17 protein-coding genes are annotated in these 22,390 nt (G+C 71.9%); 9 read left to right on the top strand and 8 right to left on the bottom strand.

Annotation, left to right across the window (positions count from 1 at the left end; translation table 11 throughout):
* Window positions 1-27: 27 nt before the first annotated feature.
* Entirely contained in the window at window positions 28-2,922 is a 2,895-nt protein-coding gene (gene treY, locus RC1_RS10885) for a malto-oligosyltrehalose synthase (RefSeq protein WP_012567440.1), read from the top strand.
* Window positions 2,923-2,928: 6 nt separating this feature from the next.
* On the opposite strand, the gene deoC is transcribed toward treY, so the two are convergent.
* From deoC to RC1_RS10870, 3 genes are all read right to left on the bottom strand, one after another.
* The gene (deoC, locus tag RC1_RS10880) at window positions 2,929-3,735 is read right to left on the bottom strand and encodes a deoxyribose-phosphate aldolase (RefSeq protein WP_012567439.1); all 807 of its coding nucleotides are present in this window, start codon (window positions 3,733-3,735) and stop codon (window positions 2,929-2,931) included.
* Window positions 3,736-3,749: 14 nt separating this feature from the next.
* A complete protein-coding gene (cdd, locus tag RC1_RS10875) occupies window positions 3,750-4,160 on the bottom strand; it encodes a cytidine deaminase (protein ID WP_012567438.1) in 411 nt (136 codons plus the stop codon).
* A 93-nt stretch (window positions 4,161-4,253) separates the two neighbouring features.
* A complete protein-coding gene (locus tag RC1_RS10870) occupies window positions 4,254-5,216 on the bottom strand; it encodes a peptidylprolyl isomerase (protein ID WP_012567437.1) in 963 nt (320 codons plus the stop codon).
* Between the two features lie 355 nt (window positions 5,217-5,571).
* Here RC1_RS10870 and RC1_RS10865 point away from each other — a divergent pair, with 355 nt between their 5' ends.
* The 3 genes from RC1_RS10865 (at window position 5,572) to RC1_RS20125 (ending at window position 12,221) form a co-directional block, all read left to right on the top strand.
* Complete coding sequence (locus RC1_RS10865) at window positions 5,572-8,499, top strand: 2-oxoglutarate dehydrogenase E1 component (protein WP_012567436.1); 2,928 nt, start codon at window positions 5,572-5,574, stop codon at window positions 8,497-8,499.
* A gap of 50 nt (window positions 8,500-8,549) precedes the next feature.
* Window positions 8,550-9,782 (top strand): 2-oxoglutarate dehydrogenase complex dihydrolipoyllysine-residue succinyltransferase, encoded by a 1,233-nt coding sequence (gene odhB, locus RC1_RS10860; RefSeq protein WP_012567435.1) that lies wholly within the window; start codon window positions 8,550-8,552, stop codon window positions 9,780-9,782.
* 213 nt (window positions 9,783-9,995) lie between these two features.
* On the top strand, window positions 9,996-12,221 hold the full coding sequence (locus tag RC1_RS20125) for an ATP-binding protein (RefSeq protein WP_012567434.1): 2,226 nt from the start codon (window positions 9,996-9,998) through the stop codon (window positions 12,219-12,221).
* A gap of 33 nt (window positions 12,222-12,254) precedes the next feature.
* On the opposite strand, the gene RC1_RS10850 is transcribed toward RC1_RS20125, so the two are convergent.
* Window positions 12,255-13,703, bottom strand: coding sequence for a methyl-accepting chemotaxis protein (locus RC1_RS10850; RefSeq protein WP_148213433.1), 1,449 nt, complete (start codon window positions 13,701-13,703; stop codon window positions 12,255-12,257).
* A 454-nt stretch (window positions 13,704-14,157) separates the two neighbouring features.
* Here RC1_RS10850 and lpdA point away from each other — a divergent pair, with 454 nt between their 5' ends.
* Window positions 14,158-15,567, top strand: a complete 1,410-nt coding sequence (gene lpdA / locus RC1_RS10845; RefSeq protein ID WP_012567431.1) for a dihydrolipoyl dehydrogenase — start codon at window positions 14,158-14,160, stop codon at window positions 15,565-15,567.
* Window positions 15,568-15,597: 30 nt separating this feature from the next.
* Here lpdA and RC1_RS20120 read toward each other — a convergent pair whose 3' ends face one another.
* On the bottom strand, window positions 15,598-16,029 hold the full coding sequence (locus tag RC1_RS20120; RefSeq protein WP_049766690.1) for a helix-turn-helix domain-containing protein: 432 nt from the start codon (window positions 16,027-16,029) through the stop codon (window positions 15,598-15,600).
* Here RC1_RS20120 and RC1_RS21450 point away from each other — a divergent pair.
* Entirely contained in the window at window positions 16,028-16,405 is a 378-nt protein-coding gene (locus RC1_RS21450) for a hypothetical protein (protein WP_148213432.1), read from the top strand. The genes RC1_RS20120 and RC1_RS21450 overlap by 2 nt on opposite strands.
* Window positions 16,406-16,488: 83 nt before the next feature.
* Here RC1_RS21450 and RC1_RS10830 read toward each other — a convergent pair whose 3' ends face one another.
* From RC1_RS10830 to fsa, 3 genes are read right to left on the bottom strand one after another with little or no spacing between them, the layout of a single operon-like run.
* Window positions 16,489-17,514, bottom strand: a complete 1,026-nt coding sequence (locus RC1_RS10830) for a tyrosine recombinase XerC (RefSeq protein WP_012567429.1) — start codon at window positions 17,512-17,514, stop codon at window positions 16,489-16,491.
* Window positions 17,515-17,518: 4 nt separating this feature from the next.
* Complete coding sequence (locus RC1_RS10825) at window positions 17,519-18,229, bottom strand: DUF484 family protein (RefSeq protein WP_012567428.1); 711 nt, start codon at window positions 18,227-18,229, stop codon at window positions 17,519-17,521.
* Window positions 18,230-18,282: 53 nt separating this feature from the next.
* The gene (gene fsa, locus RC1_RS10820) at window positions 18,283-18,978 is read right to left on the bottom strand and encodes a fructose-6-phosphate aldolase (protein WP_012567427.1); all 696 of its coding nucleotides are present in this window, start codon (window positions 18,976-18,978) and stop codon (window positions 18,283-18,285) included.
* A 352-nt stretch (window positions 18,979-19,330) separates the two neighbouring features.
* On the opposite strand from fsa, the gene RC1_RS10815 reads away from it, so the two are divergent.
* The 3 genes from RC1_RS10815 to RC1_RS10805 all read left to right on the top strand — a co-directional run bounded on the left by RC1_RS10815 (window position 19,331) and on the right by RC1_RS10805 (window position 22,326).
* Window positions 19,331-19,621 (top strand): BrnT family toxin, encoded by a 291-nt coding sequence (locus RC1_RS10815; protein WP_012567426.1) that lies wholly within the window; start codon window positions 19,331-19,333, stop codon window positions 19,619-19,621.
* Window positions 19,602-19,982 carry a helix-turn-helix domain-containing protein gene (locus RC1_RS10810; protein WP_012567425.1) on the top strand — a complete coding sequence of 127 codons (381 nt, stop codon included), beginning with the start codon at window positions 19,602-19,604 and terminating at the stop codon, window positions 19,980-19,982. The genes RC1_RS10815 and RC1_RS10810 overlap by 20 nt, the downstream gene beginning before the upstream one ends.
* Window positions 19,983-20,079: 97 nt before the next feature.
* On the top strand, window positions 20,080-22,326 hold the full coding sequence (locus RC1_RS10805) for a primosomal protein N' (RefSeq protein ID WP_012567424.1): 2,247 nt from the start codon (window positions 20,080-20,082) through the stop codon (window positions 22,324-22,326).
* Window positions 22,327-22,390: the final 64 nt, after the last annotated feature.

Genomic DNA, 22,390 nt, shown 5'->3' with positions numbered 1-22,390 from the left:
AACCGACCCGACGCCCCCGGAGGCAACATGACCACGGCCGACGCGCAGACCCCGCCGCCCATTCCCGCCGTGCCGCGCGCCACGGTGCGGCTGCAACTGCGCGCCGGCTTCGGCTTCGACGCCGTGCGCGCCCTGGTTCCCTATTTCGCGGCGCTGGGGATCAGCCATGTCTACGCCTCCCCCTTCCTGCGCGCCCGCTCCGGCTCGGCGCACGGCTACGACATCATCGACCACGCCGCCCTGAACCCGGAAATCGGGGACGAGGCCGCCTTCGACGCCCTGGTCGCGGCCCTGCACGCGCACGGCCTGGGGCTGATCCTGGACTTCGTGCCCAACCACATGGGGGTGGGCGGCGACGACAATCCCTGGTGGCTGGACGTGCTGGAGTGGGGTCGGGCCAGCCCCTACGCCCCCTTCTTCGACATCAACTGGGAGGCCGGGGCCGACGGACGGCTGCTGCTGCCCGTGCTGGGCGACCAGTACGGTGCCGTGCTGGAGCGCGGCGAGCTGGTGCTCTCGCTGGCCGAGGGGGCCTTCAGCGTGCGCTATTTCGCGCACCGCTTCCCGCTCTGCCTCAAGGAGTATCCGCGCCTGCTGCGCCTTGCGGCGGAAACGGTGGAGGCCGGCGACGACCGCCAGCGCCTGGGCGGGCTGGCGACCGCCTTCGCCGCGCTCGACCCGGGCGGCTCCACCGTGCAGCGTCAGGCCCTGCTGCGGCGGGAGGCGGACGAGCTGAAGTCCCGCCTCGCCCGGCTGGTGGAGGAGAGCGCCCCCGTCCGCGCCGCCATCGAGGGCATGATCGCGCAGATCAACGGCCGCCCGGACGATCCGGCCAGCTTCCAGGATCTGCACGGGCTGCTGGAGCGGCAGTCCTACCGCGTCGCCTTCTGGCGGGTGGCGGCGGACGAGATCAACTACCGCCGCTTCTTCGACGTCAACGAACTGGCCGGGCTGCGCATGGAGCGGCCCGACCTGTTCGAGCTGAGCCACCAGCTCGTCTTCCGGCTGATCGGGGAGGGCAAGCTCCAGGGCCTGCGCATCGACCATATCGACGGGCTCTACGATCCCCGCGCCTACTGCGAGCAGCTCCAGACCCGCGCCGCCTACCTGACCGACCGGCCCGGCGCCGCGGCCCCGGCCGGTTCCGGGGCGGCGCGCCTGTCCGAACCGCTCTACGTGGTGGTGGAGAAGATCCTGGCCCGCCACGAGCACCTGCGGGAGGAATGGCCGGTGGCCGGCACCACCGGCTACGAGTTCATGGTGATGGCCGCCGGGCTCTACGTCGATCCCGCGGCCGAGGCGGCCCTGACGGAGACCTACGAGCAGTTCCTCGGGCGTGAAGCACCCTATGAGGAGATGCTGCTGGAGGCGAAGCGGCTGATCCTGGCGCGCAATCTCTCGGCCGAACTGAACGTGCTGGCGCGGGAGCTGCACGGCATCGCCCAGCAGAGCTGGGCCAGCCGCGACCATACCCTGACCGGCATCCGCCGCGCCCTGACCGACATCGTGGCCCAGTTCCAGGTCTACCGCACCTATGTCACCGGGGAGCAGGTGGCGGACGAGGACCGGCGCTACATCGACTGGGCGGTCGGCCGCGCCCGCAAGGCGGCCGCCGCGGCCGTGGACCTGTCCGTCTACGACTTCGTGGCCGCGGCGCTGACCACCGACCTTGTCCGCGACGGCCGCCCCGGCTACCGGGCGGAGGACGTGGCCCGCTTCGCCATGAAGGCGCAGCAGCTCACCGGCCCGGTGATGGCGAAGTCGGTGGAGGACACCTTGTTCTACCGCTACGCCCGGCTGGTCTCCCTGAACGAGGTGGGGGGCGATCCCGACCGTTTCGGCGTCAGCCCGGCCGCCTTCCACCGCGCCAACCAGGAGCGGCTGCGGCGCTGGCCGCACCAGCTCGTCACCCTGGCGACCCACGACCACAAGCGCGGCGCGGACACGCGGGTGCGGATCGACGTGCTGTCCGAACTGCCGGAGGAATGGGGCCGGCGGGTGGTCCGCTGGTCCCGCATGAACCGCCTGAAGAAGCGGGAGATCGAGGGGCGTCCCGCGCCCGGCCGCAATGACGAGTACCTGCTGTACCAGACTCTGGCCGGGGCCTGGCCGCTGCACCTGGACCCGGCCGACGCGGACGGGCTGGCCGCGCTGGCCGACCGCGTGCACGGCTACATGCTGAAGGCGGTGCGCGAGTCCAAGTACCGCTCCAACTGGGCCATGCCCGACACCGGGTACGAGGAGGCGCTGGAACGCTTCGTCCGCGCGATCCTGGACCCGGAACGCTCGGCGGCGTTCCTGGAGGACATGGCCGGGTTCGTCGCCCTGATCGCCCCGGCCGGCGCCGTCAACGGGCTGTCGCAGGTGCTGCTGACCCTGACCAGCCCGGGCGTGCCGGACCTCTACCAGGGCACGGAATACTGGGACTTCTCCCTGGTCGATCCGGACAACCGGCGCGATCCGGACTGGGCGGCGCTGGCCGCCTCCCTGCGCGCCGAGGTTCCCGCGGAGGAACTCCTGGCGCACTGGCGCGACGGCCGCATCAAGCAGCATGTCTGGGCCACGGGCCTGCGCCTGCGCTGCGACGACCCGGCCCTGTTCGCCCTGGGCGACTATCTGCCGGTGGAGACCGTCGGCCCGCAGGCCGACCGGGTCATGGCCTTCCTGCGCCGGCGGGAGGGGCGCCTCGCCCTCACGGTGGCGCCGCGGCTGGTGCTGCCGCTGCTGGGTCCGGGGGCGGAGCGGCCGGCCGTTCCGGCGGAGGCGTGGGCGGACACCGCGCTGGTCCTGCCCGACCCGGGCGGGATCACGGCGCTGCGCGACCTGCTGACCGGGGCGACCCTGCCGCTGCCGGGCGACGGCCGCCTGCCCGTGGGCCGGCTGCTGGCACCCCTGCCGGTGGCGCTGCTGGTCGGCGGCTGAGCGGGGTCAGTATCCGGAACCGGACCGCGGCCCGGCCGGACCCTTGCCCAGCGTGGCCAGCAGCGCGTCCAGCAGGCCCGACGCGCCGAAGCGGAAGGTCGCGGGACCGGCCCAGTCCGGCCCGCAGATGGCGTCCGCCAGCGCCAGATACTCCCGCGCCCCGGCGATGTCGCGCACCCCGCCGGACGCCTTGAAGCCGACCGGGCGGCCGGCATCGCGGCAGGCTTCCAGCAGGATGCGGGCGGCGCCGGGGGTGGCGCCGACCGGCACCTTGCCGGTCGAGGTCTTCAGGAAGTCGGCCCCCGCCTCCACGGCGATGCCCGCGGCCTTGGCGATCAGGACCGGCTTGGCGAGCGATCCCGTCTCCAGGATCACCTTCATCGTCGCGTCGCCGCAGGCCTCGCGGCAGGCGGCCAGATCCGCCGCGGCGCGGGCGCCGCTGCCATTGATCACGTCGGCGTAGTTCATCACCACGTCGATTTCGTCCGCCCCGTCGGCGAGCGCCTCGCCGATCTCGTACAGCACCCGCTCGCGGGGGAAGCTGCCGCCGGGGAAGTTCACCACGGTGGCGACCCGGATGCCGGTGCCGCGCAGGTTGGATTTCGCAATGGCGACCCAGAGCGGCCAGATGCAGACGGCGGCCACCGGACCGGCGGCACTCTGCGCCCGGTCGCAGAGGCGGACGACGGTATCGGCATCGTCGCCGTCGTTCAGGCTGGTCAGGTCCAGCAGCGGCAGGGCGCGGGCGGCGACCGCCGCATCGTCGTCCGGGGAGGGGCCGGCGGCGGGGGGGAGGCGGGTGCTGTCGGTCATGGCGTGGTCCCCGGTCAGAAGCCCAGATTGTCCGGCCCGAAGGAGTGCGGCAGCAGCTCCCCCAGGGTGAAGCTGCGGCCCGCCCCGCCCGCATCGAAGACATGGATCGGCGTGTCGGGGCCGGCGAACTCCCGGATGCGCTGGCGGCAGCCGCCGCAGGGCGTGCAGAGCAGGCCCGACCCGGCGTCGCCGCCGACCACGGCGATCTCCACGATCCGTTTCGCCCCGGCCATCACCATGGCGCCGATGGCGGTCGCCTCGGCGCACTGGCCCTGCGGATAGGCCGCGTTCTCGACGTTGCAGCCGGCATGGACGGTGCCGTCCTCGGCCCGGATGGCGGCGCCCACCTTGAAGCGGGAATAGGGGCTGTAGGAACGGGCGCGGGCAGCGGCCGCAGCCTCGAACAGATCGGCAGGGGTCGGCATGGCGTGTCGGACATCATCGGGAACGGGAAACGGAGGGCGAGCATAGGTCGCGCTGCCGCCGCCCGCCAGCCCGTTCCGTTCTCCCGGGCTCGGTCAGGGCGCGCGGCGCACCGGCGGCAGGGTGTTGCAGACATCGGCCGCGCCCGCCGGCTCCACGAACCAGGGGTCGCGCCGGTTGCGCCGGGCATCGACATAGGCGTCCCAGGTCGGCGTGCCGGTCTTCAGCACCTGGAGCGCCGGCTGCTCGGCTGCCGGCATGTCCGCGACCAGGCGGACGCGCAGGATCGGCGCACGCTCGGCTGCGGTCTCGTAGAAGCCCAGCCGGCCGGTGCCGCGCGGCAGCGAACTCAGGCGCTCGATCCCCTCCAGCACCCGCCCGACGACGGTGATGTTGCGGTCCAGGTGGCGCGGCGCATGGCCGATCACGGCATAGAGCCCCGCACCGCTGCCGCTGTCCGGGTCCCCGCGGGAGACGCCGACGGTGCCGTAGCAGTGCGCGCCCCAGACCTCGCCCGTCCGGGGGTTCCGCGCCGCCGGGAAGCCGCCGACGAAGCCCGTTTCCGGCGCATAGGCGTCCGGTCCCGGGATCGCGTCGAAGCGCAGGGCGGCGCCGTCCCGGACGACGAATTCCGGCGGCAGCGCGGCCTTGGCGGTGCGGATCGGGCGGGAGCCGCTGCCGTCCTCCTCCTCCGGGTCGCCCCACTGGGCGACGTAGTTGTCCTGCACGCGCACCACCGTCAGCCCGTCGAAATAGCCCTCCCGCACCAGGGCGCGGATGTTCGCCACATGCTGCGGCGCCAGCGCCGGCGCCAGTTCCAGGATCACGGGGCCGGAGGCCAGCTCCATCACCAGGGTGCTGTCGGGGTCGATGCCGCGCCAGTCGTCGGGAGCGGCGGCGGCGATCACCTCCGACACCGTGGGGCCCCGGGCCGGCGCCTCGGCGGCTGCGGCGGCGGACAGCAGCAGGGCGGACAGCAGGGCAGCGGGGAGAAGGGCAGCGGACAGGCGCGCGGCGGGCCGGATCGTCGGGGCGGGCGGAAGCGGGAGGCGCGGCATGATGGACGGGTCCTCGGAAAGGCTGGCGGACGGACGGCCCGCCCCGGCAAGATGACAGCCAGGCCGGGCCCGCTGTCCAGCACGGCGCCGCGGAAGGGACCGGAGTCATGTCGGGGCAGGGTCCCCTCAGGACAGAGTCGTGTTTGAAAAGTTGGAGGACGGGCCGGGCGTGCCCATCTGTGGGAGGATGCCGGACCGGCTCCGGGAGGCGGTTTCTTGTCTACCTGACCATAAGCGTTGCCGTTCCGCCCCTTGCCGGGGGCTGCGGCGTATTGAAGCCCCCCGAGGCTTGACGTAAAACCGACATACCCTTCCGGCCGCCGCTCCGGTCGCGGCCCTCACAAGCGGTCAGCCAATGGCTCCTCTCGATTTCGCTCCGTCCGAGCGCGACTCCTTCCTCTTCGGCGCCAACGCCACTTTCATCGCTGAACTCTATGCCAAGTTCCAGAAGGACCCGTCCTCGGTGGACCCGAGCTGGCAGTCCTTCTTCGCCGAGCTGGGCGACGATGCGGCGGAGCTGCTGGCGGAGCTTCGGGGGGCGAGCTGGTCGAGCAACGACGCCGGCGTGATCGGCACTTCCGACGCGGAACCGGCGGTCCGGCCGGCCCGCCCCGCCCCGGCGGCGGCGCCTGCGCCCGCGGGCTCGGCCGCCTCGGGCCTTTCGGTCGATCAGGTGCGCCGGGCGACGCAGGACAGCATCCGCGCCCTGATGATGATCCGCACCTACCGCGTGCGTGGCCATCTCCAGGCCAAGCTGGACCCGCTGCACCTGGAGAAGCGGGAAGACCATCCGGAACTGGACTACCGCTCCTACGGCTTCACCGACGCCGACCTCGACCGGCCGATCTACATCGGCCACGTCCTGGGCATGGAGACGGCGACGCTCCGCCAGATCGTCGAGGTGGTGCAGGCGACCTACTGCGGCCATGTCGGCGTCGAGTTCATGCACATCCAGGACCCCGAGCAGAAGGCCTGGATCCAGGAGCGCATCGAGGGCATCCGCAACCAGACCGACTTCACCGTCAACGGCAAGAAGGCGATGCTGCAGCGGCTGACCGCGGCCGAGGGCTTCGAGCGCTTCCTGCAGATGAAGTACACCGGCACCAAGCGCTTCGGGCTTGAGGGCGGTGAGGTGCTGGTGCCAGCGCTGGAACAGGTGATGAAGCGCGGCGGCCAGCTCGGCCTGAAGGAGATCGTGCTGGGCATGGCCCACCGCGGCCGGCTGAACGTGCTGACCAACGTGATGGGCAAGCCGTTCAAGGCCGTGTTCAGCGAGTTCCAGGGCAACGCCGCCCATCCGGAGGACGTGCAGGGCTCCGGCGACGTCAAGTACCACCTGGGCACCTCCAGCGACCGCGACTTCGACGGCAACACCATCCACCTGTCGCTGTCGCCCAACCCCTCGCACCTGGAGGCGGTGAACCCTGTCGTCTGCGGCCGTGTGCGCGCCAAGCAGTGCCAGCGCGCCGGCCAGATCCCGCCGACCGAGGAGAGCCGGCGCGAGGTGATGGGCGTGCTGCTGCACGGCGACGCCGCCTTCGCCGGCCAGGGGCTGGTGCCGGAGACGCTGCTGCTGTCGGAGCTGAAGGGCTACCGCACCGGCGGCGTGATCCACTTCATCATCAACAACCAGATCGGCTTCACCACGGCGCCGCAGTACGGCCGCGGCGGTCCCTATCCGACCGAGGTGGCGAAGTCGATCCAGGCGCCGATCTTCCACGTCAACGGCGACGATCCGGAGGCGGTGGTCCACATCGCCCGCATCGCCACCGAGTTCCGCCAGAAGTTCCTGAAGGACGTGGTGGTGGACATCGTCTGCTACCGCCGCCAGGGCCATAACGAGGGCGACGAGCCGGCGTTCACGCAGCCCCTGATGTACAAGGCGATCCGCAACCATCCGACGACGCGGGAGCTGTACGGCCGTCAGCTCGTGGCCGAGGGCATCATCTCCCAGCCCGAGGTGGACGGGATGGTGCAGGAGTTCCAGCAGCGGCTGGAACAGGAGTTCGAGGCGGCCACCACCTTCCGTCCCAACAAGGCCGACTGGCTGGAGGGCAAGTGGGCCGGCCTGTCCCCCGCCACGGGCGAGGACCGGCGCGGCGACACGGCGGTGCCGCTGGACGTGCTGAAGGAGGTGGGGCTCGCCATCTCCCGCGTGCCGCAGGGCGTCAACGTCAATCCCAAGATCGTCCGCCAGCTCAAGGCGAAGCAGGAGATGATCGAGAGCGGCCACGGCATCGACTGGGCCACGGCCGAGGCGCTGGCCTTCGGCACGCTGCTGGTCGAAGGCATGCCGGTCCGCCTGTCCGGCCAGGATGTGGGCCGCGGCACCTTCTCCCAGCGACACTCCGTCCTGGTCGATCAGGAGACGGAGGCGAAGTACATCCCGCTGAACCACATCCGCCCGGACCAGGCGCACTACGACGTGCATGACAGCCCGCTGTCGGAGGCCGGCGTGCTGGGCTTCGAGTACGGCTACAGCCTGGCCGAGCCGCACGCCCTGATCCTGTGGGAGGCGCAGTTCGGCGACTTCGTCAACGGTGCCCAGGCCATCATCGACCAGTTCATCAGCTCGGGCGAGTCCAAGTGGCTGCGCATGTCGGGGCTGGTCATGCTGCTGCCGCACGGCTACGAGGGCCAGGGGCCGGAGCACTCCTCCGCCCGGCTGGAGCGCTTCCTCCAGCTCTCCGGCGAGGACAACTGGCAGGTCTGCAACCTGACCACCCCGGCCAACTACTTCCACGCCCTGCGCCGTCAGGTCCGCCGCGACTTCCGCAAGCCGCTGGTGATCGCCACGCCGAAGTCGCTGCTGCGGCACAAGCTCTGCGTCTCGCCCCTGTCCCAGCTCTCGGGGAGCGAGACCTTCCACCGGGTGCTGGGCGACGAGACGCCGGATCTGGCGGAGGCGGGCAAGGTGCGACGGGTGGTGCTGTGCTCCGGCAAGGTCTATTACGACCTGCTGGCGGAGCGCGAGGCCCGCGGCGTCAAGGACATCGCCATCGTGCGCATCGAGCAGCTCTATCCGTTCCCGGCCAAGTCGCTGGGCGCGCAACTGGCCAAGTATCCCGGCGCGGATGTCGTCTGGTGCCAGGAGGAGCCCGCGAACATGGGGGCCTGGTTCTTCCTTGACCGCCGGATCGAAGGCGTGCTGACGGAGATCGGCCACAAGGCCGGCCGGCCGAAATATGCGGGCCGGCCCGAGGCGGCCTCCCCCGCCACCGGCCTGCTGAAGCGCCATAACCAGGAGCAGGCGAAGCTGCTGGACGAGGCGCTCAGCGTCTGACAGTGCCGCAGGACGACAACCAACCTAGAAACGGATCGAAGGCCAGTTCCATGGCGACGGAAATCAAGGTTCCCACCCTCGGCGAATCGGTCACGGAAGCCACCGTGGCCCGCTGGATGAAGAAGGTCGGCGACACGGTAGAGGCCGACGAGCCGCTGGTGGAGCTTGAGACCGACAAGGTGACGCTGGAGGTGAACGCCCCCGCCGGCGGCACCCTGACCGACATCCAGGCGGAGGACGGCGCCACCGTCGGCGTCGGTGCCCTTCTCGGCGTGATCGCGGACGGCGCGGCGAAGCCCGCCGCGGCTCCGGCCGCCGCCCCGGCGCAGGCGGCCCCGCAGCCCGCGGCTGCCCCTGCCGCCGCTGCGGCGGGCGTCATGCCGGCCGCGCGCAAGATGGCGGACGATCACGGCGTCGATGCCGGGAAGATCGCCGGCACCGGCAAGGACGGGCGCGTCACCAAGGGCGACGTGATCCAGCATCTGGAGCAGCCCCGTCCGGCGGCCGCCCCGGCTCCTGCGCCCACCGCCCCCGCAGCCCCGGCGGCGAAGCCGGCCGCGCCCAGCGGTCCGCGCCCGCGTGCCGACCTGGAGGAGCGGGTGCGCATGACGCGCCTGCGCCAGCGCATCGCCGAGCGCCTGAAGGAGGCGCAGGACACCGCGGCCATGCTGACCACCTTCAACGAGGTGGACATGACCAACGTGATCGCCATGCGCGCCCGGTTGAAGGACGCCTTCGAGAAGAAGCACGGCGTGAAGCTGGGCTTCATGTCCTTCTTCGTGAAGGCCTGCATCGTGGCGCTGAAGGAGATCCCGGCCGTGAATGCCGAGATCGACGGCAGCGATCTGGTCTACAAGAACTACTACGACATCGGCGTCGCCGTGGGCACGCCGCAGGGGCTGGTCGTGCCGGTCGTGCGCGATGCCGACAGGCTGGGCTTCGCCGGGGTCGAGGCGAAGATCGCCGAACTGGGGAAGAAGGCGCGCGACGGCAAGCTCTCCATCGAGGACCTGTCGGGCGGCACCTTCACCATCTCCAACGGCGGCGTGTACGGCTCGCTGATGTCCACGCCGATCCTCAACCCGCCGCAGTCCGGCATCCTGGGCATGCACAAGACCATGGACCGCGCCGTCGTGGTGGACGGCAAGGTCGAGGTGCGGCCGATGATGTATCTCGCCCTGTCCTACGACCACCGCATCATCGACGGGCGCGAGGCCGTCACCTTCCTGGTGCGGGTCAAGGAGTGCATCGAGAACCCCGAACGCATCCTGCTGGATGTCTGACGGACGACGCTCTTCTGTCAGCGCTGTAGAGTTTCCGCGCCCCGCCGGTCATCGGCGGGGCGTTTCTTCGTCGGGGCCGTTCCGACGATCCGCGGGACCGCCCGGTCCGCCGCGCTGAAACAGTCCGCCGGGCTGTCAGGCGCGGGACAGGGGCTGACGGGGCTGCGCGGTCGGATTACTCTTTTCCTGCCTGTACGTGCAGCGGGGACCCGGATGGGCCTGGTCGACATCGTCATTGCGATCAACAGCTCGACACTGCTCGGTGCCGGCGTTCTGCTCGCCCTGATCTGGTGGTACTGCCGCCCGGAACGCTATGCCCTGTTCTGGTCGGCGACGCTGATCCTGTCGGCCGTCGGCTGGGCTCTGGGGGTCGTCGCCCGGCCGCAGGAGGGCATCCTCTTCATCCTGACCGGGATGGTCGCCGATCTCTGCTTCCTGATCGGCTACTGGCTGTTCGCGCTGGGCACGGCCCGCTATTTCGGCCGGCCGGCGCTGTCGCGCTACTGGCTCCTGGGGGCGTCCACCGCCGTCGGCATCGGCTGGGTGGCGATGGCCCGGGGCAGCCCGGCCCTGCAGGAGGTGATGTCCGCGGTCTCGGTCGCGGTGCTGCTGGTTCCCGCCACCGCCCGGCTCTGGGTGCAGGGCCGGCGCAATGCCGGCGAGGTGATGCAGGCGGTGTCGGTGACGATGATCGCCCTGCTGAATGCCGCCTACGCCCTGTCGATGCTGGTCGAACGCCCCGCCTATGTGCGCGAGTTCGACCTTACGGGTCAGGAATGGCTGGCCATCGCCGTGCCCGTCACCTTCACGCTGTTCGCCATGAGCGGGGTGCTGGTGACCTGCCTGCGCCTGCTGGAGCGGATGAGCGAGCAGGCGCGTGCCCTGGAACGCTCCATCGAGGAGACGCAGCTCGCCACCCGGGCCAAGAGCGAGTTCTTCGCCACGGTCAGCCATGAGATCCGCACCCCGGTGAACGCCATCCTGGGCAGTCTGGACATCCTGGGCACGACCGCGCTGGACGAGCACCAGACCCGCTGCATCTCGGTGATGGACAGCGCCGGGCAGTCGCTGCTGGCGCTGCTGGACGACATTCTGGACATGACCCGGATCGAGGCGGGGCGGCTGACGCTGGAAACCGCGGACTTCGATCTGCACCGCCGGCTGCGCGACGTCGTGGAACTGATGACGCCCCCGGCGGTGGAGAAGGGGCTCAGCATCGGGCTGGAGATCGCTCCCGGCGTGCCGCGGCATGTGCTTGGCGATCCGGTCCGGCTGCGCCAGATCCTGCTGAACCTGATCGGCAACGCCATCAAGTTCACCGAGCGCGGCAGCATCACCGTGACCGCCGCTCCGACCGGCACGGACGCCGACGGCCGGACCCTGGTGCGGCTCACGGTGGCCGATACCGGCATCGGCATTCCGGCCGAGCGGCTGGCCGCGATCTTCGAGGCGTTCTCCCAGGCGGACGGGTCGATCTCCCGCCGTTTCGGCGGCGCCGGCCTGGGCCTGACCATCTGCCGCCGGCTGGCCGCCCTGATGGACGGCCGCATCGAGGCGGAGTCGGAGCCCGGCCGCGGCAGCCGCTTCCATGTGGAGATCCCCTTCGCCCCCGGCGTGCCGGCCGGCGGCAGCGGCCCGGTGGAGGAGGCGCTGCCGGTCTGGACGGCACCGCCCACCGTGCTGCTGGTCGAGGACGAGGCGGTGAACCGTTTCGTCGCCAGCCAGATCCTGGAGCGCCACGGCTTCCGCGTGGTCCAGGTCGAGAGCGGCCCCCAGGCCCTGGAGCTTCTGGCGCGCGAGCGGGTGGACATCATCCTGATGGATCTCGGCATGCCCGGCATGGACGGGCTGGAGGTGGCGGCCCGCATCCGTGCCATGGACGGACCGGCGGCAACGACGCCGATCGTGGCCCTGACCGCCAGCGTGCTGACGGAAACCGTGTCGCGCTGCCGGGAGGCGGGGATGCAGGGTTTCGTCTCCAAGCCCATCCGCATCGACGTGCTGCTGCACAAGCTGGCCGAGGTGATCCCGCCGTCCGCCGGGGACGGCAGCCCGGCCGCAGCGGGGCGGCGGGGGGCTCCGCAGTCGCCGCCCGCCCTTCCGGCCGGCCGGCTGGAGGCTCTGCGCCGGGAACTGGGGGACGCGGCGGTGGACACGATGCTGACCCGGGCCCGTGAATCGCTGACCGAGGGCCGCGCGGCTCTGGCCGCGGCCTGGGACCGGCGGGCCCGCCGCCGGGTGGTGGAGATCGCCCACCGTCTGGCCGGCACGCTGGACGTCATGGGGCTGGCGGATGCGGCGGGGGCGGCCCGCCGCCTGGAGGAGGCGGCGGAGGTCGGGGCTTCGCTGCACCTGGACCCGTTCGTCGAGGAGCTGCTCGCCACCCTGGACGGCGTCCTGGCGACACTGCCGCGGCCGGCCACCACCCTGACCGGCTGAGTTTCCTGGCGCGGCGCCCCGCCGGGCGCTGCGTCAGACCTTGTAGGCGATGCGCAGGCCGCCCCAGTGACGGCCGTTGACCAGGATGGGGGCGGAGACGTCCTTCATCAGGGCGAACGCGCCGCCGCCCATGTCGCGGCGGTAGGCCTGGACCAGGAAAGGCCGCGTGTTGCGGCCCGCCGCCAGCCCGACGCGGTCGTTGAAGATGCGGCGGTTGCGGCTGTTGGCCATGTTCCAGGCGCGCTCGCCCGGCCGTTGCGGCTGGCTGAAGCGCCGGTTGTGGGTGGGCAGGTAGCCGTTGCTGTCCACCGCGGCGCAGAACACCACCCGGTCGGACAGGGACAGCACCGGCTCCTGGATATCGGGCAGCAGACGGTCGGTCAGGGCGGTGAAGCGGGTCATCACCTGCTGCGGGTCTGTGCCGGCGACGGGGCGGTAGTCGCGGTCGAACAGGTCGGCCTCGCTCAGGCTGCCGCGCGCCAGTTCGGCCTCGAAGGCGCGGGCGATGCGCGCGGCCGTCTCCTGGGCTGCGCGGATATAGGGGGTGTCCACCGTCTCCACCCCCAGTTCGGCGGTGGCGCCGATCAGGCGTTCCCCGGCCGACAGCAGGCCGTTCAGCCGGTCGCGCGCGCCGGTCAGGTTGGCTGCCGTCTGGCTGACGCCGCCGGCCAGCCCGTCGATGCGCCCTTCCACCGCGGCGATGCTGTCGCCGATGGCGCGGGCGGCGCTGTCGATGCGGTCCTGCTCGCGGTCCACCTCGGCCATGGCGTCGGCCACGGTGCGCATCACCTCGCCGATCCGGTTGGTGTCGTTGCGGACCGACGCCGCGCGCTGCACGCTGTCGCCGCTGCGGGTGATCAGCGCCCGCGCCTCCGCCGTGAGCTGGCGCAGGGTGGCGTCGATCTCCTGCGTCGCCTCCGTCGTCTTGGTGGCCAGGGCCTTGACCTCTCCGGCCACGACGGCGAAGCCCTTGCCCGCGGCCCCGGCGCGGGCCGCCTCAATGGTGGCGTTGAGCGCCAGCAGGTTGGTCTGCTTGGCGATGGCGTTGATGCCCTGGGCCACGCGCCCGACCCGCTCCAGCGCGCCCTCCAGTCCTGCGAGCTGGCTTTCGATCCCGGCCACCGCCTCGGTCAGGGCGCGGATGTCGGCCAGGGCGCGCTCCACCTGGTCGCGGCTGCTCTCCACCTCGCTGCGGGCGCGGGCGGCGACGGCGCGGGCCGTCTGCGTCGATTCCGTCACCCGCCGGTTGCGCTCGGACATGCCGTGCGCCTCGCCCCGCAGCTCCCGGAAGACGCGGTCCTGCTCCTCCACCCGGGCGGTGACGTCATCGACATGGCCCGCGATGTCGGCGATGGAGACACCCAGGGACCCCACGTCGCGCGCGATCTCCGCGACCGCCCCGCCCACGCGGCTGCCCGGTCCGCCGGCCACGCCGTCCGCCCCCTGCCGCGCTGTCGGCGGTGTCTGCCCGTCATACGCCATCCGGCCCTCCGCCCGTCCGGACCGGGCGCGCGCGCCCGGTCCGGAGTGTTTCCTTGTGCGGACGGTAGCCGCGCAGCGGTTTACCATCCGTTAGCCCCTTGCACCCGACCACACCTGTCCACCGCCGCCCGCCGGTGGACGGACCGGCTCCGGCCATGCTGCTGCAGATTGTGCTGATATGTACAGGGGGAACGGAAGGGGCAATCTCATCCTTAAGTATCACTACCCTTCCGTGGGGGTCTGTCCGGCCCCGCGCGCGACCGCACCCTGTCCTTTCGGACCGGCACCGGCCGGGCCGGGCGGTGGACAGCCGTACCCGGCCTTGCGATAAAGGTCGCCGTTTCTTTCCACGTCCTCCCGCGCCCGCCCGTCCGCAGCGGCGGCCGGGATCCATCTCTCCCGATCCTCCCGTTTCCCCGACCCCCCCGTTTACCCGACCCCAAGGACGATCCCCATGGCTGACATGCAGTTCGACCTCGTCGTCATCGGCAGCGGTCCCGGTGGCTACGTCGCCGCCATCCGCGCGGCCCAGCTCGGCCTGAAGACCGCCTGCGTGGAGATGCGGGACACCCTGGGCGGCACCTGCCTGAACATCGGCTGCATCCCCTCCAAGGCGCTGCTGACCGCCAGCGAGAAGTACGAGGAGGCGAAGCACGGCCTGGGCGGCTTCGGCGTCAAGGTCACCGGGGTGGAGCTGGACCTCCCCGCGATGATGGCGCACAAGACCAGGGTCGTGCAGTCGAACGTCGAAGGCGTGCAGTTCCTGTTCAAGAAGAACAAGGTCGCGCGCTTCCACGGCCGCGGCGTCATCGACGCGCCGGGCGTGGTGAAGGTGGTGAAGCCGGACGGCGCCGCCGAGACGCTGACGACGAAGAACATCCTGATCGCCACCGGCTCCGACGTGATGCCGCTGCCCGGCGTCACGATCGACGAGAAGCGGATCGTCAGCTCCACCGGGGCGCTGGACCTGGACAAGGTGCCCGGCCGGCTGGTCGTCATCGGCGGCGGCGTCATCGGGCTGGAGCTGGGGTCCGTCTGGCAGCGCCTGGGCGCCCAGGTCACGGTGGTGGAGTTCCTGGACCGCATCCTGCCCGGCATGGACGCGGAGGTGTCCAAGCACGCGCAGCGCATCCTGGGCAAGCAGGGCCTGTCCTTCAAGCTGGGGACCAAGGTGACCGGCGCCCGGATGAACGCGGAGAGCGTGACCCTGACGCTGGAGCCGGCCAAGGGCGGCGGCGAGACGACGCTGGAGGCGGACATCGTGCTGGTCGCCATCGGCCGCCGTCCCTACACGGAGGGGCTGGGGCTGGAGACGGTCGGCGTGGCGCTGGACAGCCGCGGGCGCATCGTCACCGACCACCATTTCCGCACCAACGTGCCCGGCATCTGGGCCATCGGCGATGTCATCGCCGGCCCGATGCTGGCCCACAAGGCGGAGGAGGAGGGCGTGGTCGCCGCCGAGGTGATGGCGGGCCAGTCCGGCCACATCAACTACGACGCCATCCCGGGCGTGGTCTACACCTGGCCGGAGATCGCCGCCGTCGGCCGGACGGAGGAGCAGCTCAAGGAGGCCGGCATCGCCTACAAGGTCGGCAAGTTCCCCTTCACCGCCAACGGCCGCGCCCGCGCCATGCAGGTGACCGAGGGCTTCGTGAAGGTGCTGGCCGACGCCAGGACCGACACGCTGCTGGGCGCCCACATCATCGGCGCCAACGCCGGCGACATGATCGAGGAACTGGCCCTGGCCCTCGAATTCGGTGCCAGCAGCGAAGACGTGGCCCGCACCAGCCACGCCCACCCGACCCTGACCGAGGCGATCAAGGAAGCCTGCCTCGCCGTGGACGGCCGTCCCATCCACATCTGAGGACGGGAAGCCTCAGGCGGCGGTCGCGCGTCAGGCGTCGGCCGCCGTCTCTTCCGCTGCTTCCGCGACGATTTCGGGATGACGCTCCAGGACGCGCAGCAGCAGGCGTCCGGGCGCGTCCGGAGGATTGCGGTTCTGCTCCCAGTTCCGCAGGGTGCCAAGCTCGATCCCGAAGGTCGCCGCGAATTCCCGCTGGGTCAGGCCCAGCCTTTCGCGGACCCGCCGTACATCGGGGGCAGGAGGGGCCGTGCGTCGGACCGCGGCGACACCCAGTCCCCGCAGGGAGTCCACGAGGGCCGCGGCATCCTCGACGCGGGGCAGTTCGACTGCCACCGTCCGACCGGCCGTGACGCTGTTCAGCACCTCATGCGCCTTGGTCAGGCGCAGGCCGTTCCGGACAAGCAGCCGGGCCAGCGTGACGGGCTCGGAAACCGGCCCGACGCATCGCAGAACCAGGGCCATGGGGGAACCGGAAGGGTTCTGGGCGATGCCCTGGATTGGCTCCCGTCGTGCGTACGCCTCCTTCAACGACAAGCGAGTCACAGCCGAAATCCTCCAGGATTGCCCAGCAGATGGCGTTTATACCGTCACGGCCCAGCCCACCCCTGGAAAGCCCATGCACATGGGTATCCAGCAGCCGGACCTCACTGCCCTGGACAAGCGGGGTCGTTATGACGTCCAGCCGTCCCCAGAGCTGTCCTTCCTTCCAGAGGTCCACGTAGAAGACGAAGGTTCCCGGGTGCTGCCCCTGGTCGAAGAAGTCATCGGCCTCAATGACGATCCGGATCGACCAGACCCCATGAAAGTACGCATTATGCATACCTGCATCAAGCTCTGACGACTCCGGCCCGTTGGAATCCGTCATCGGCGAGGCTCGGGCCAAGGTGCGCGAAGCGTGCGGAAAAGATGCATGCTTCCACCTTAGCGCTCAGATTCCTGGTTGCGAAGCCGGGGGGGAAGGGCATCGCATACAGACCTGACCGTCTGATGGCCCTGCCGCCGCGCACGCGGATGGGCGGTTTCGTAGACGGACAGCAGGTGCTCCGCATCCACGTCGGTGTAGCGCTGGGTCGTGCTCAGGCTGGCATGGCCCAGCAGGTCCTGGATGGCGCGCAGGTCCGCCCCGCCGCCCAGCAGGTGGGTGGCGAAGCTGTGGCGGAGCGCGTGCGGCGTGGTGCTGTCGGGCAGGCCCAGCAGCGCCCGCAGGTGCCGCATCTGCCGGCGCGCCACGTCGGGGCTCAGCCGGTCGCCCTTGGCGCCGACGAACAGGGGCGCCGCGCGTCCGCCGCCCCAGGGAACGGCGGCCAGATAGGCGGCCACGGCCTCCCGCACCGCCGGCAGCACCGGCACGTCGCGCTGCTTGCCCCCCTTGCCCAGGACGCGGACGCTGGCGGCCCCGGCCGGCAGGTCGCTGCGGTTCAGCCCGATCGCCTCGGAGATGCGCAGGCCGCAGCCGTAGAGCAGGGTGAACAGGGCCCGGTCGCGCAGCCCGATCCAGGGCGCCTCCGGCACGGCGGCGGCCTCTTCCAGCAGCAGGGCGGCATCGTCCGCCGCCAGCGGGCGGGGCAGGGGGCGCTGCGCCTTGGGCGCCGTCAGCAGGGCGATGGCGGGGTTGTGCAGCAGGCCGCTGCGGTCGGCCCAGCGGAAGAAGCTGCGTACGCCGGACACCCCGCGCGAGCGGGTCGCCGCCCCGGCCCCGTCGGCGGCGCGGGCGGCCAGCCAGGCGCGGAAAGCGCCGAGGTCCAGCGCGCCCAGGTCGTTCAGCCCGGGCGGTCTTCCGCGGTGTTCCGCGACGAAGGCCAGGAACCCGGCCAGATCGGCACGGTAGCTGCGCAGCGTGTGGGTGGAGGCGCCGCGCTCATGCTCCAGCCAGCGGCCCCAGCGCTCCAGCGCCTCGGCCGCGTCCGGCTGGCAGGCGAAACCCAGGCTGGGGACGCCGCCCGTCATGGCGCTACCGGGGCAGGTCCAGCCAGGAGCGGATGCAGCGCTCCATCACCCGGGCCAGGAAGGTGAGAAGCTCCGTCCCCTGGCCGGGGTGGAACATGTCCGGCTCGCGGCTGCCGAAGGCGAGCAGGCCCTGCGGTCCGTCGCCGGAGAGGCGCAGCCGGACCAGCGCCTCCGACCGCACCAGGGCGGCGGCCGGGCCATAGATCTCCGGCGCGCCCACGACATTGTCGCGCAGCAGCACGTCGCGCCGGCCCAGGATGGTGCCGATGTCGCCGGCTTCCAGCAGCTTCAGGCCGGTGCGTGCGGCGAGGCCGATCTCCGGCACCTGCGATTCCACGGCCAGGGCGGCGACGTCCAGGTCCAGCAGCACGGCCAGATCGGTCGTGATGGTCTGGATCAGATGCTCGAAGCTGGAGGCATCCAGCAGGAACAGCGCCGCCGCATGCACCCGGTTCTGGTTGTTCAGGTTGGCGCGGGTGGTGGCGATCAGTTCCCGCTGCTGGTCGGACAGCCGGCCCACCTCGCCGCGCAGCCGTTGCAGCATGAAGAACTGCATGTCGGCCACGCCGTCGCCGCGGTGGAGCGCGGGCGGGGTCAGGTGTCCGATCAGGTCCGGATGCTGCACCAGGAAGTCCGGGTGCTCACGCAGATAGGCGGCCACATCCTCGGCCGTCAGGTCCTCGCCCAGCGGGCGGGTGATGTGCTCTCGGCCCATGCGCGCGTCCTCACCCTGCCCTGTTCAGCCTCTGCCGGTTCCGGTCGCTGCGGTCACGCCCTGTCCTGGCCGCTGCGGTCGGGGATCGCCTGCTCCAGGATGTTCTGCCCGGTCTTCTGCCAGTCGGCGACGAACTGGGAGAGCCCCTTGTCGGTCAGCGGATGGGCGAAGAGCTGGCGGATCACCGCCGGCGGCATGGTCGCCACATGGGCGCCCAGGCGGGCCGATTCGGTGACGTGCGTCGGGTTGCGGATGCTGGCGACCAGCACCTCGGTGGTGAAGGCGGGATAGCGGTCGTAGATCTCCACGATCTCGGCGATCAGGTTCAGGCCGGTCTGGCCGATGTCGTCCAGCCGCCCGACGAAGGGGGAGACGAAGGCCGCCCCGGCCTTGGCCGCCAGGATCGCCTGCGCCGCCGAGAAGCAGAGGGTGACGTTCACCATCGTGCCCTCGTTCGCCAGCGTGCGGCAGACCTTCAGCCCGGCCGGCGTGAGCGGCACCTTCACCGCCACGTTCGGCGCGATGCGCGCCAGATGGCGGCCTTCCTTCAGCATGGTCTCGGCGTCGGTGGCGGCGACCTCGGCGCTCACCGGGCCGCTGACCACGTCGCAGATCTCCGCCACCAGATCCACGAAGGGGCGGCCGGTCCTGGCGACCAGGCTGGGGTTGGTGGTCACCCCGTCCAGCAGGCCGGTGGCGGCCAGATCCCGGATTTCGGCAAGGTCGGCGGTATCGACGAAGAACTTCATGGTGGCGCTGTCCTGCGGTTTGCGCGGTTCCGACCTTCAGACGGTTCTGATCCCGGCGTGGTCCTGATCCTGGCGCGGTCCTGGTTCCGTCCGGCAGCCATCGGCCGCCGGCATCCTGCCTCCCCCCTCCGGTCGGCGTGGCGCGCTGCCCCGGCATCCGGACCGCGACGGCGGCCCCGCTGCCGGGACCGCCGCCGGGCAGCACCATAGCCGAGCCGCCCCGCGCCCGCCACCGCCGCGGCAGCGTCGCCGCATCCCTGTGGCCCGCCGGCGACAGCCCCGACCGGAGGGCGTGTGGGTTGTAACGCTACGCTTCCTTGTGCAGGGGCGGGGGGCCGGCTATCCTCGCTCCATGGCGTTGTTCGACTTCGATCCGGCGAAGGACGAGAAGACAAGGCGGGAGCGGGGCTTCGGTTTTCTGTATGCCGCCCGCATCTTCGCCGGCCATACGATCGAGAGGGCGGACCGGCGCTTCGAGTATGGCGAGGAGCGTCTGGTGGCGCTGGGTCGCGTCGGCGCCGATACCCTGGCTGTCGTCTACACATGGCGGTCCGATGCCGATGCCGGACCGTTCCGGTGGATCATCTCCGCCCGGATGGCCAGCCGGAAGGAAAGGAGGCTCTATGCCGCGTTTTTCCCTTGAGGATGCGCTCCGGGTGGAGCCCGACGACCGCGCCCGGATGGACGCGACCGACGATACGGACATCCGCCGGCAGATCGCCGACGACCCGGATACCGCTCCCGACCTCGGCGATGCGGACCTGGCCGGCTTCGCCGTGCGGCGGGCCTATCCCGACCTGAAGGTCCTGCGCGCCCGGCTCGGTCTGAGCCAGACGGCCTTCGCTCGCGCCTACGGCCTCAGCGTCTGGACCCTGCGGCAGTGGGAACAGGGGACGGCGGAACCCGACGGCCCCGCCCGCGCCTACCTCAAGGTGATCGGGCAGGACCCGGACGGCACCCGCCGCGCCTTCGCCCGCGCTGCCGCCCCGGACGCTGCCGAGTAAAACGGCGGCCCCCGTCTCCCCTGCCCCCGCCGGCTGCCACTTCCGCTCTCCGGCGCCGGGGTGCTAACACCGGGGCATCGCGGGTGCGGAGGTCGGGGTGCCGGAGGCGGCGGAGTTCAGGCTGGAGGCGGAGGACGCGCGTCCCGCGCCGGCGGCGCGGCGCGTGCGCGTGCTGCTGCCGCTGCCGTTTCCGGAACCCTTCGACTACGGCGCCCCGCCCGGCCTGGACCTGCCGCCCGGCAGCTATGTCGAGGTGCCGCTGGGGCCCCGCCGGGTCTTCGGCGTCGTCTGGGGGGAGGGCGATCCCGCGGCCCCCGGTGCGGTGCCGGACGCGAAGCTGAAGCCCGTGCTGCGCCGGTTCGACCTGCCGCCGATGCCGGAGGTGTCGCGCCGGTTCGTGGACTGGGTCGCGGCCTACACCATGACGCCGCCGGGCAACGTGCTGCGCATGGCCGTCAGCGTCTCCGCCGCGCTGGAGGGGCCGCGGGTGCTGACCGCCTACGGGCGGGCGGACGGCGACCTGCCGGACGGCTTCAAGCTGTCGCCGCAGCGCCGGCGCATCCTGGACCTGCTGGCGGACGGGCCGCCGCGGCCGGCGGCGGAACTGGCGGCCGAGGCCGGCTGCACGCCCGCGGTGGTGCGCGCCATGGCCGATGCCGGCGTGCTGCTGCCGGTGCCGCTGCGCAGCGGGCCGCGCTTCGCCGTGCCGGACGGGGCGCTGCCCGGCCCCACCCTCTCACCCCCGCAGGCGGCCGCGGCGGAGACGCTGCGGGAGAAGGTGGCGGCCGGGGCCTATTCCGCCACGCTGCTGGACGGGGTCACCGGCTCGGGCAAGACGGAGGTCTATTTCGAGGCCATCGCCGCGGCGCTGCGGGCCGGGCGGCAGGCCCTGGTGCTGCTGCCGGAGATCGCGCTGTCGCCCCAGTCGCTCGACCGCTTTGCCCGCCGCTTCGGCGCGCGGCCGGCGGAATGGCATTCCGACCTGCCGCCGCCCTTGCGCCGGAACACCTGGCGGGCGGTCGCCTCGGGCGAGGTGCGGGTGGTGGTCGGCGCCCGCTCCGCCCTGTTCCTGCCCTATCCGGACCTTGGCCTGATCATCGTGGACGAGGAGCACGAGCCCGCCTTCAAGCAGGAGGAGGGGGTCGTCTACCATGCCCGCGACATGGCGGTGGCGCGGGCGCATCTGGGGCGCATCCCCATCGTGCTGGTCTCCGCCACGCCCTCGCTGGAGACGCTGGCGAATGCCGAGGCCGGGCGCTACGGCCGCATCGACCTGCCTGACCGGCACGGCGGCGCCGAACTGCCGGAGGTCACCCTGATCGACCTGCGCCGGCCCGACGCGGCGCCACCGCCGCGGCACTGGCTCTCGCCCGTCCTGCGCGACGCCCTGACGGAGACGCTGGCGGCGGGGGAGCAGGCGATGCTGTTCCTGAACCGCCGCGGCTATGCGCCCCTGACCCTGTGCCGCGCCTGCGGCCACCGGCTGCAGTGCCCGAACTGCACCGCCTGGCTGGTGGAGCACCGGCTGAGCCGGCGCCTGCAGTGCCATCATTGCGGCTACACCGCCCGGCTGCCCGACGAATGCCCGCAGTGCGGGGCCGAAGGGTCCTTCGTCGCCTGCGGGCCGGGGGTGGAGCGGGTGGCGGAGGAGGTGACGGAGCTGTTCCCCGACGCCCGCGTCGCCGTCCTGACCTCCGACACGCTGCTGGGGCCGCGGGCGATGCAGGAGACGGTGGAGCGGGTCAAGGCGCACGAGATCGACCTGCTGATCGGCACCCAGGTGATGGCCAAGGGCCACCATTTCCCGCTGCTGACCCTGGTCGGGGTGGTGGATGCCGATCTCGGCCTTTCCGGCGGCGACCTGCGGGCGGGGGAGCGGACCTTCCAGCTTCTGCATCAGGTCGCCGGCCGCGCCGGGCGCGAGAGCCGGCCGGGCCGGGTCTTCCTCCAGACCCACATGCCGGACACCCCGGTGATGCGGGCGCTGGCGGCGCACGACCGCGACGCCTTCCTGGCGCACGAGGCCGAGGCCCGGCGGCAGACGGAGATGCCCCCCTACGGCCGGCTGGCGGCCCTGATCGTCTCGGGCGAGGACGAGCGGACGGTGGAGCAGGCGGCCCTGCGCCTGGGCCGCGCCGCCCCGCACGACCGGCCGGAGCTGACGGTGCTGGGGCCGGCGCCGGCGCCGCTGGCGATCCTGCGCGGCCGGCACCGCCGCCGGCTGCTGCTGCGCGGACCCAAGGGGCTGGCGTTGCAGCCGGTCGTCGCCGACTGGCTGGCAGCGGTGGAGATCCCCGCCGGCGTCCGGGTCCAGGTGGACATCGACCCCTACAGCTTCCTCTGATCCCGGCGGCGGGCCTGTCCGCCGCAAGTCTCCGGCCTGCCCGGGATTTTCCCGCCGCCGCCTG

It is taken from the genome of Rhodospirillum centenum SW, from assembly GCF_000016185.1.
Classification (GTDB): domain Bacteria; phylum Pseudomonadota; class Alphaproteobacteria; order Azospirillales; family Azospirillaceae; genus Rhodocista; species Rhodocista centena.
This window is presented reverse-complemented; position numbering and strand designations above follow the sequence as displayed.

Coding starts and splice junctions, on each gene's coding strand:
- lpdA (WP_012567431.1), top strand. CDS start 14,158: ATGGCTGACATGCAGTTCGACCTCGTCGTCATCGGCAGCGGTCCCGGT.
- RC1_RS10810 (WP_012567425.1), top strand. CDS start 19,602: ATGCCGCGTTTTTCCCTTGAGGATGCGCTCCGGGTGGAGCCCGACGAC.
- fsa (WP_012567427.1), bottom strand. CDS start 18,978: ATGAAGTTCTTCGTCGATACCGCCGACCTTGCCGAAATCCGGGATCTG.
- RC1_RS20120 (WP_049766690.1), bottom strand. CDS start 16,029: ATGGCCCTGGTTCTGCGATGCGTCGGGCCGGTTTCCGAGCCCGTCACG.
- RC1_RS10825 (WP_012567428.1), bottom strand. CDS start 18,229: ATGGGCCGAGAGCACATCACCCGCCCGCTGGGCGAGGACCTGACGGCC.
- RC1_RS10865 (WP_012567436.1), top strand. CDS start 5,572: ATGGCTCCTCTCGATTTCGCTCCGTCCGAGCGCGACTCCTTCCTCTTC.
- RC1_RS10830 (WP_012567429.1), bottom strand. CDS start 17,514: ATGACGGGCGGCGTCCCCAGCCTGGGTTTCGCCTGCCAGCCGGACGCG.
- RC1_RS10850 (WP_148213433.1), bottom strand. CDS start 13,703: ATGGCGTATGACGGGCAGACACCGCCGACAGCGCGGCAGGGGGCGGAC.
- RC1_RS10815 (WP_012567426.1), top strand. CDS start 19,331: ATGGCGTTGTTCGACTTCGATCCGGCGAAGGACGAGAAGACAAGGCGG.
- RC1_RS10870 (WP_012567437.1), bottom strand. CDS start 5,216: ATGCCGCGCCTCCCGCTTCCGCCCGCCCCGACGATCCGGCCCGCCGCG.
- RC1_RS20125 (WP_012567434.1), top strand. CDS start 9,996: ATGGGCCTGGTCGACATCGTCATTGCGATCAACAGCTCGACACTGCTC.
- treY (WP_012567440.1), top strand. CDS start 28: ATGACCACGGCCGACGCGCAGACCCCGCCGCCCATTCCCGCCGTGCCG.
- odhB (WP_012567435.1), top strand. CDS start 8,550: ATGGCGACGGAAATCAAGGTTCCCACCCTCGGCGAATCGGTCACGGAA.
- deoC (WP_012567439.1), bottom strand. CDS start 3,735: ATGACCGACAGCACCCGCCTCCCCCCCGCCGCCGGCCCCTCCCCGGAC.
- cdd (WP_012567438.1), bottom strand. CDS start 4,160: ATGCCGACCCCTGCCGATCTGTTCGAGGCTGCGGCCGCTGCCCGCGCC.
- RC1_RS21450 (WP_148213432.1), top strand. CDS start 16,028: ATGGGGGAACCGGAAGGGTTCTGGGCGATGCCCTGGATTGGCTCCCGT.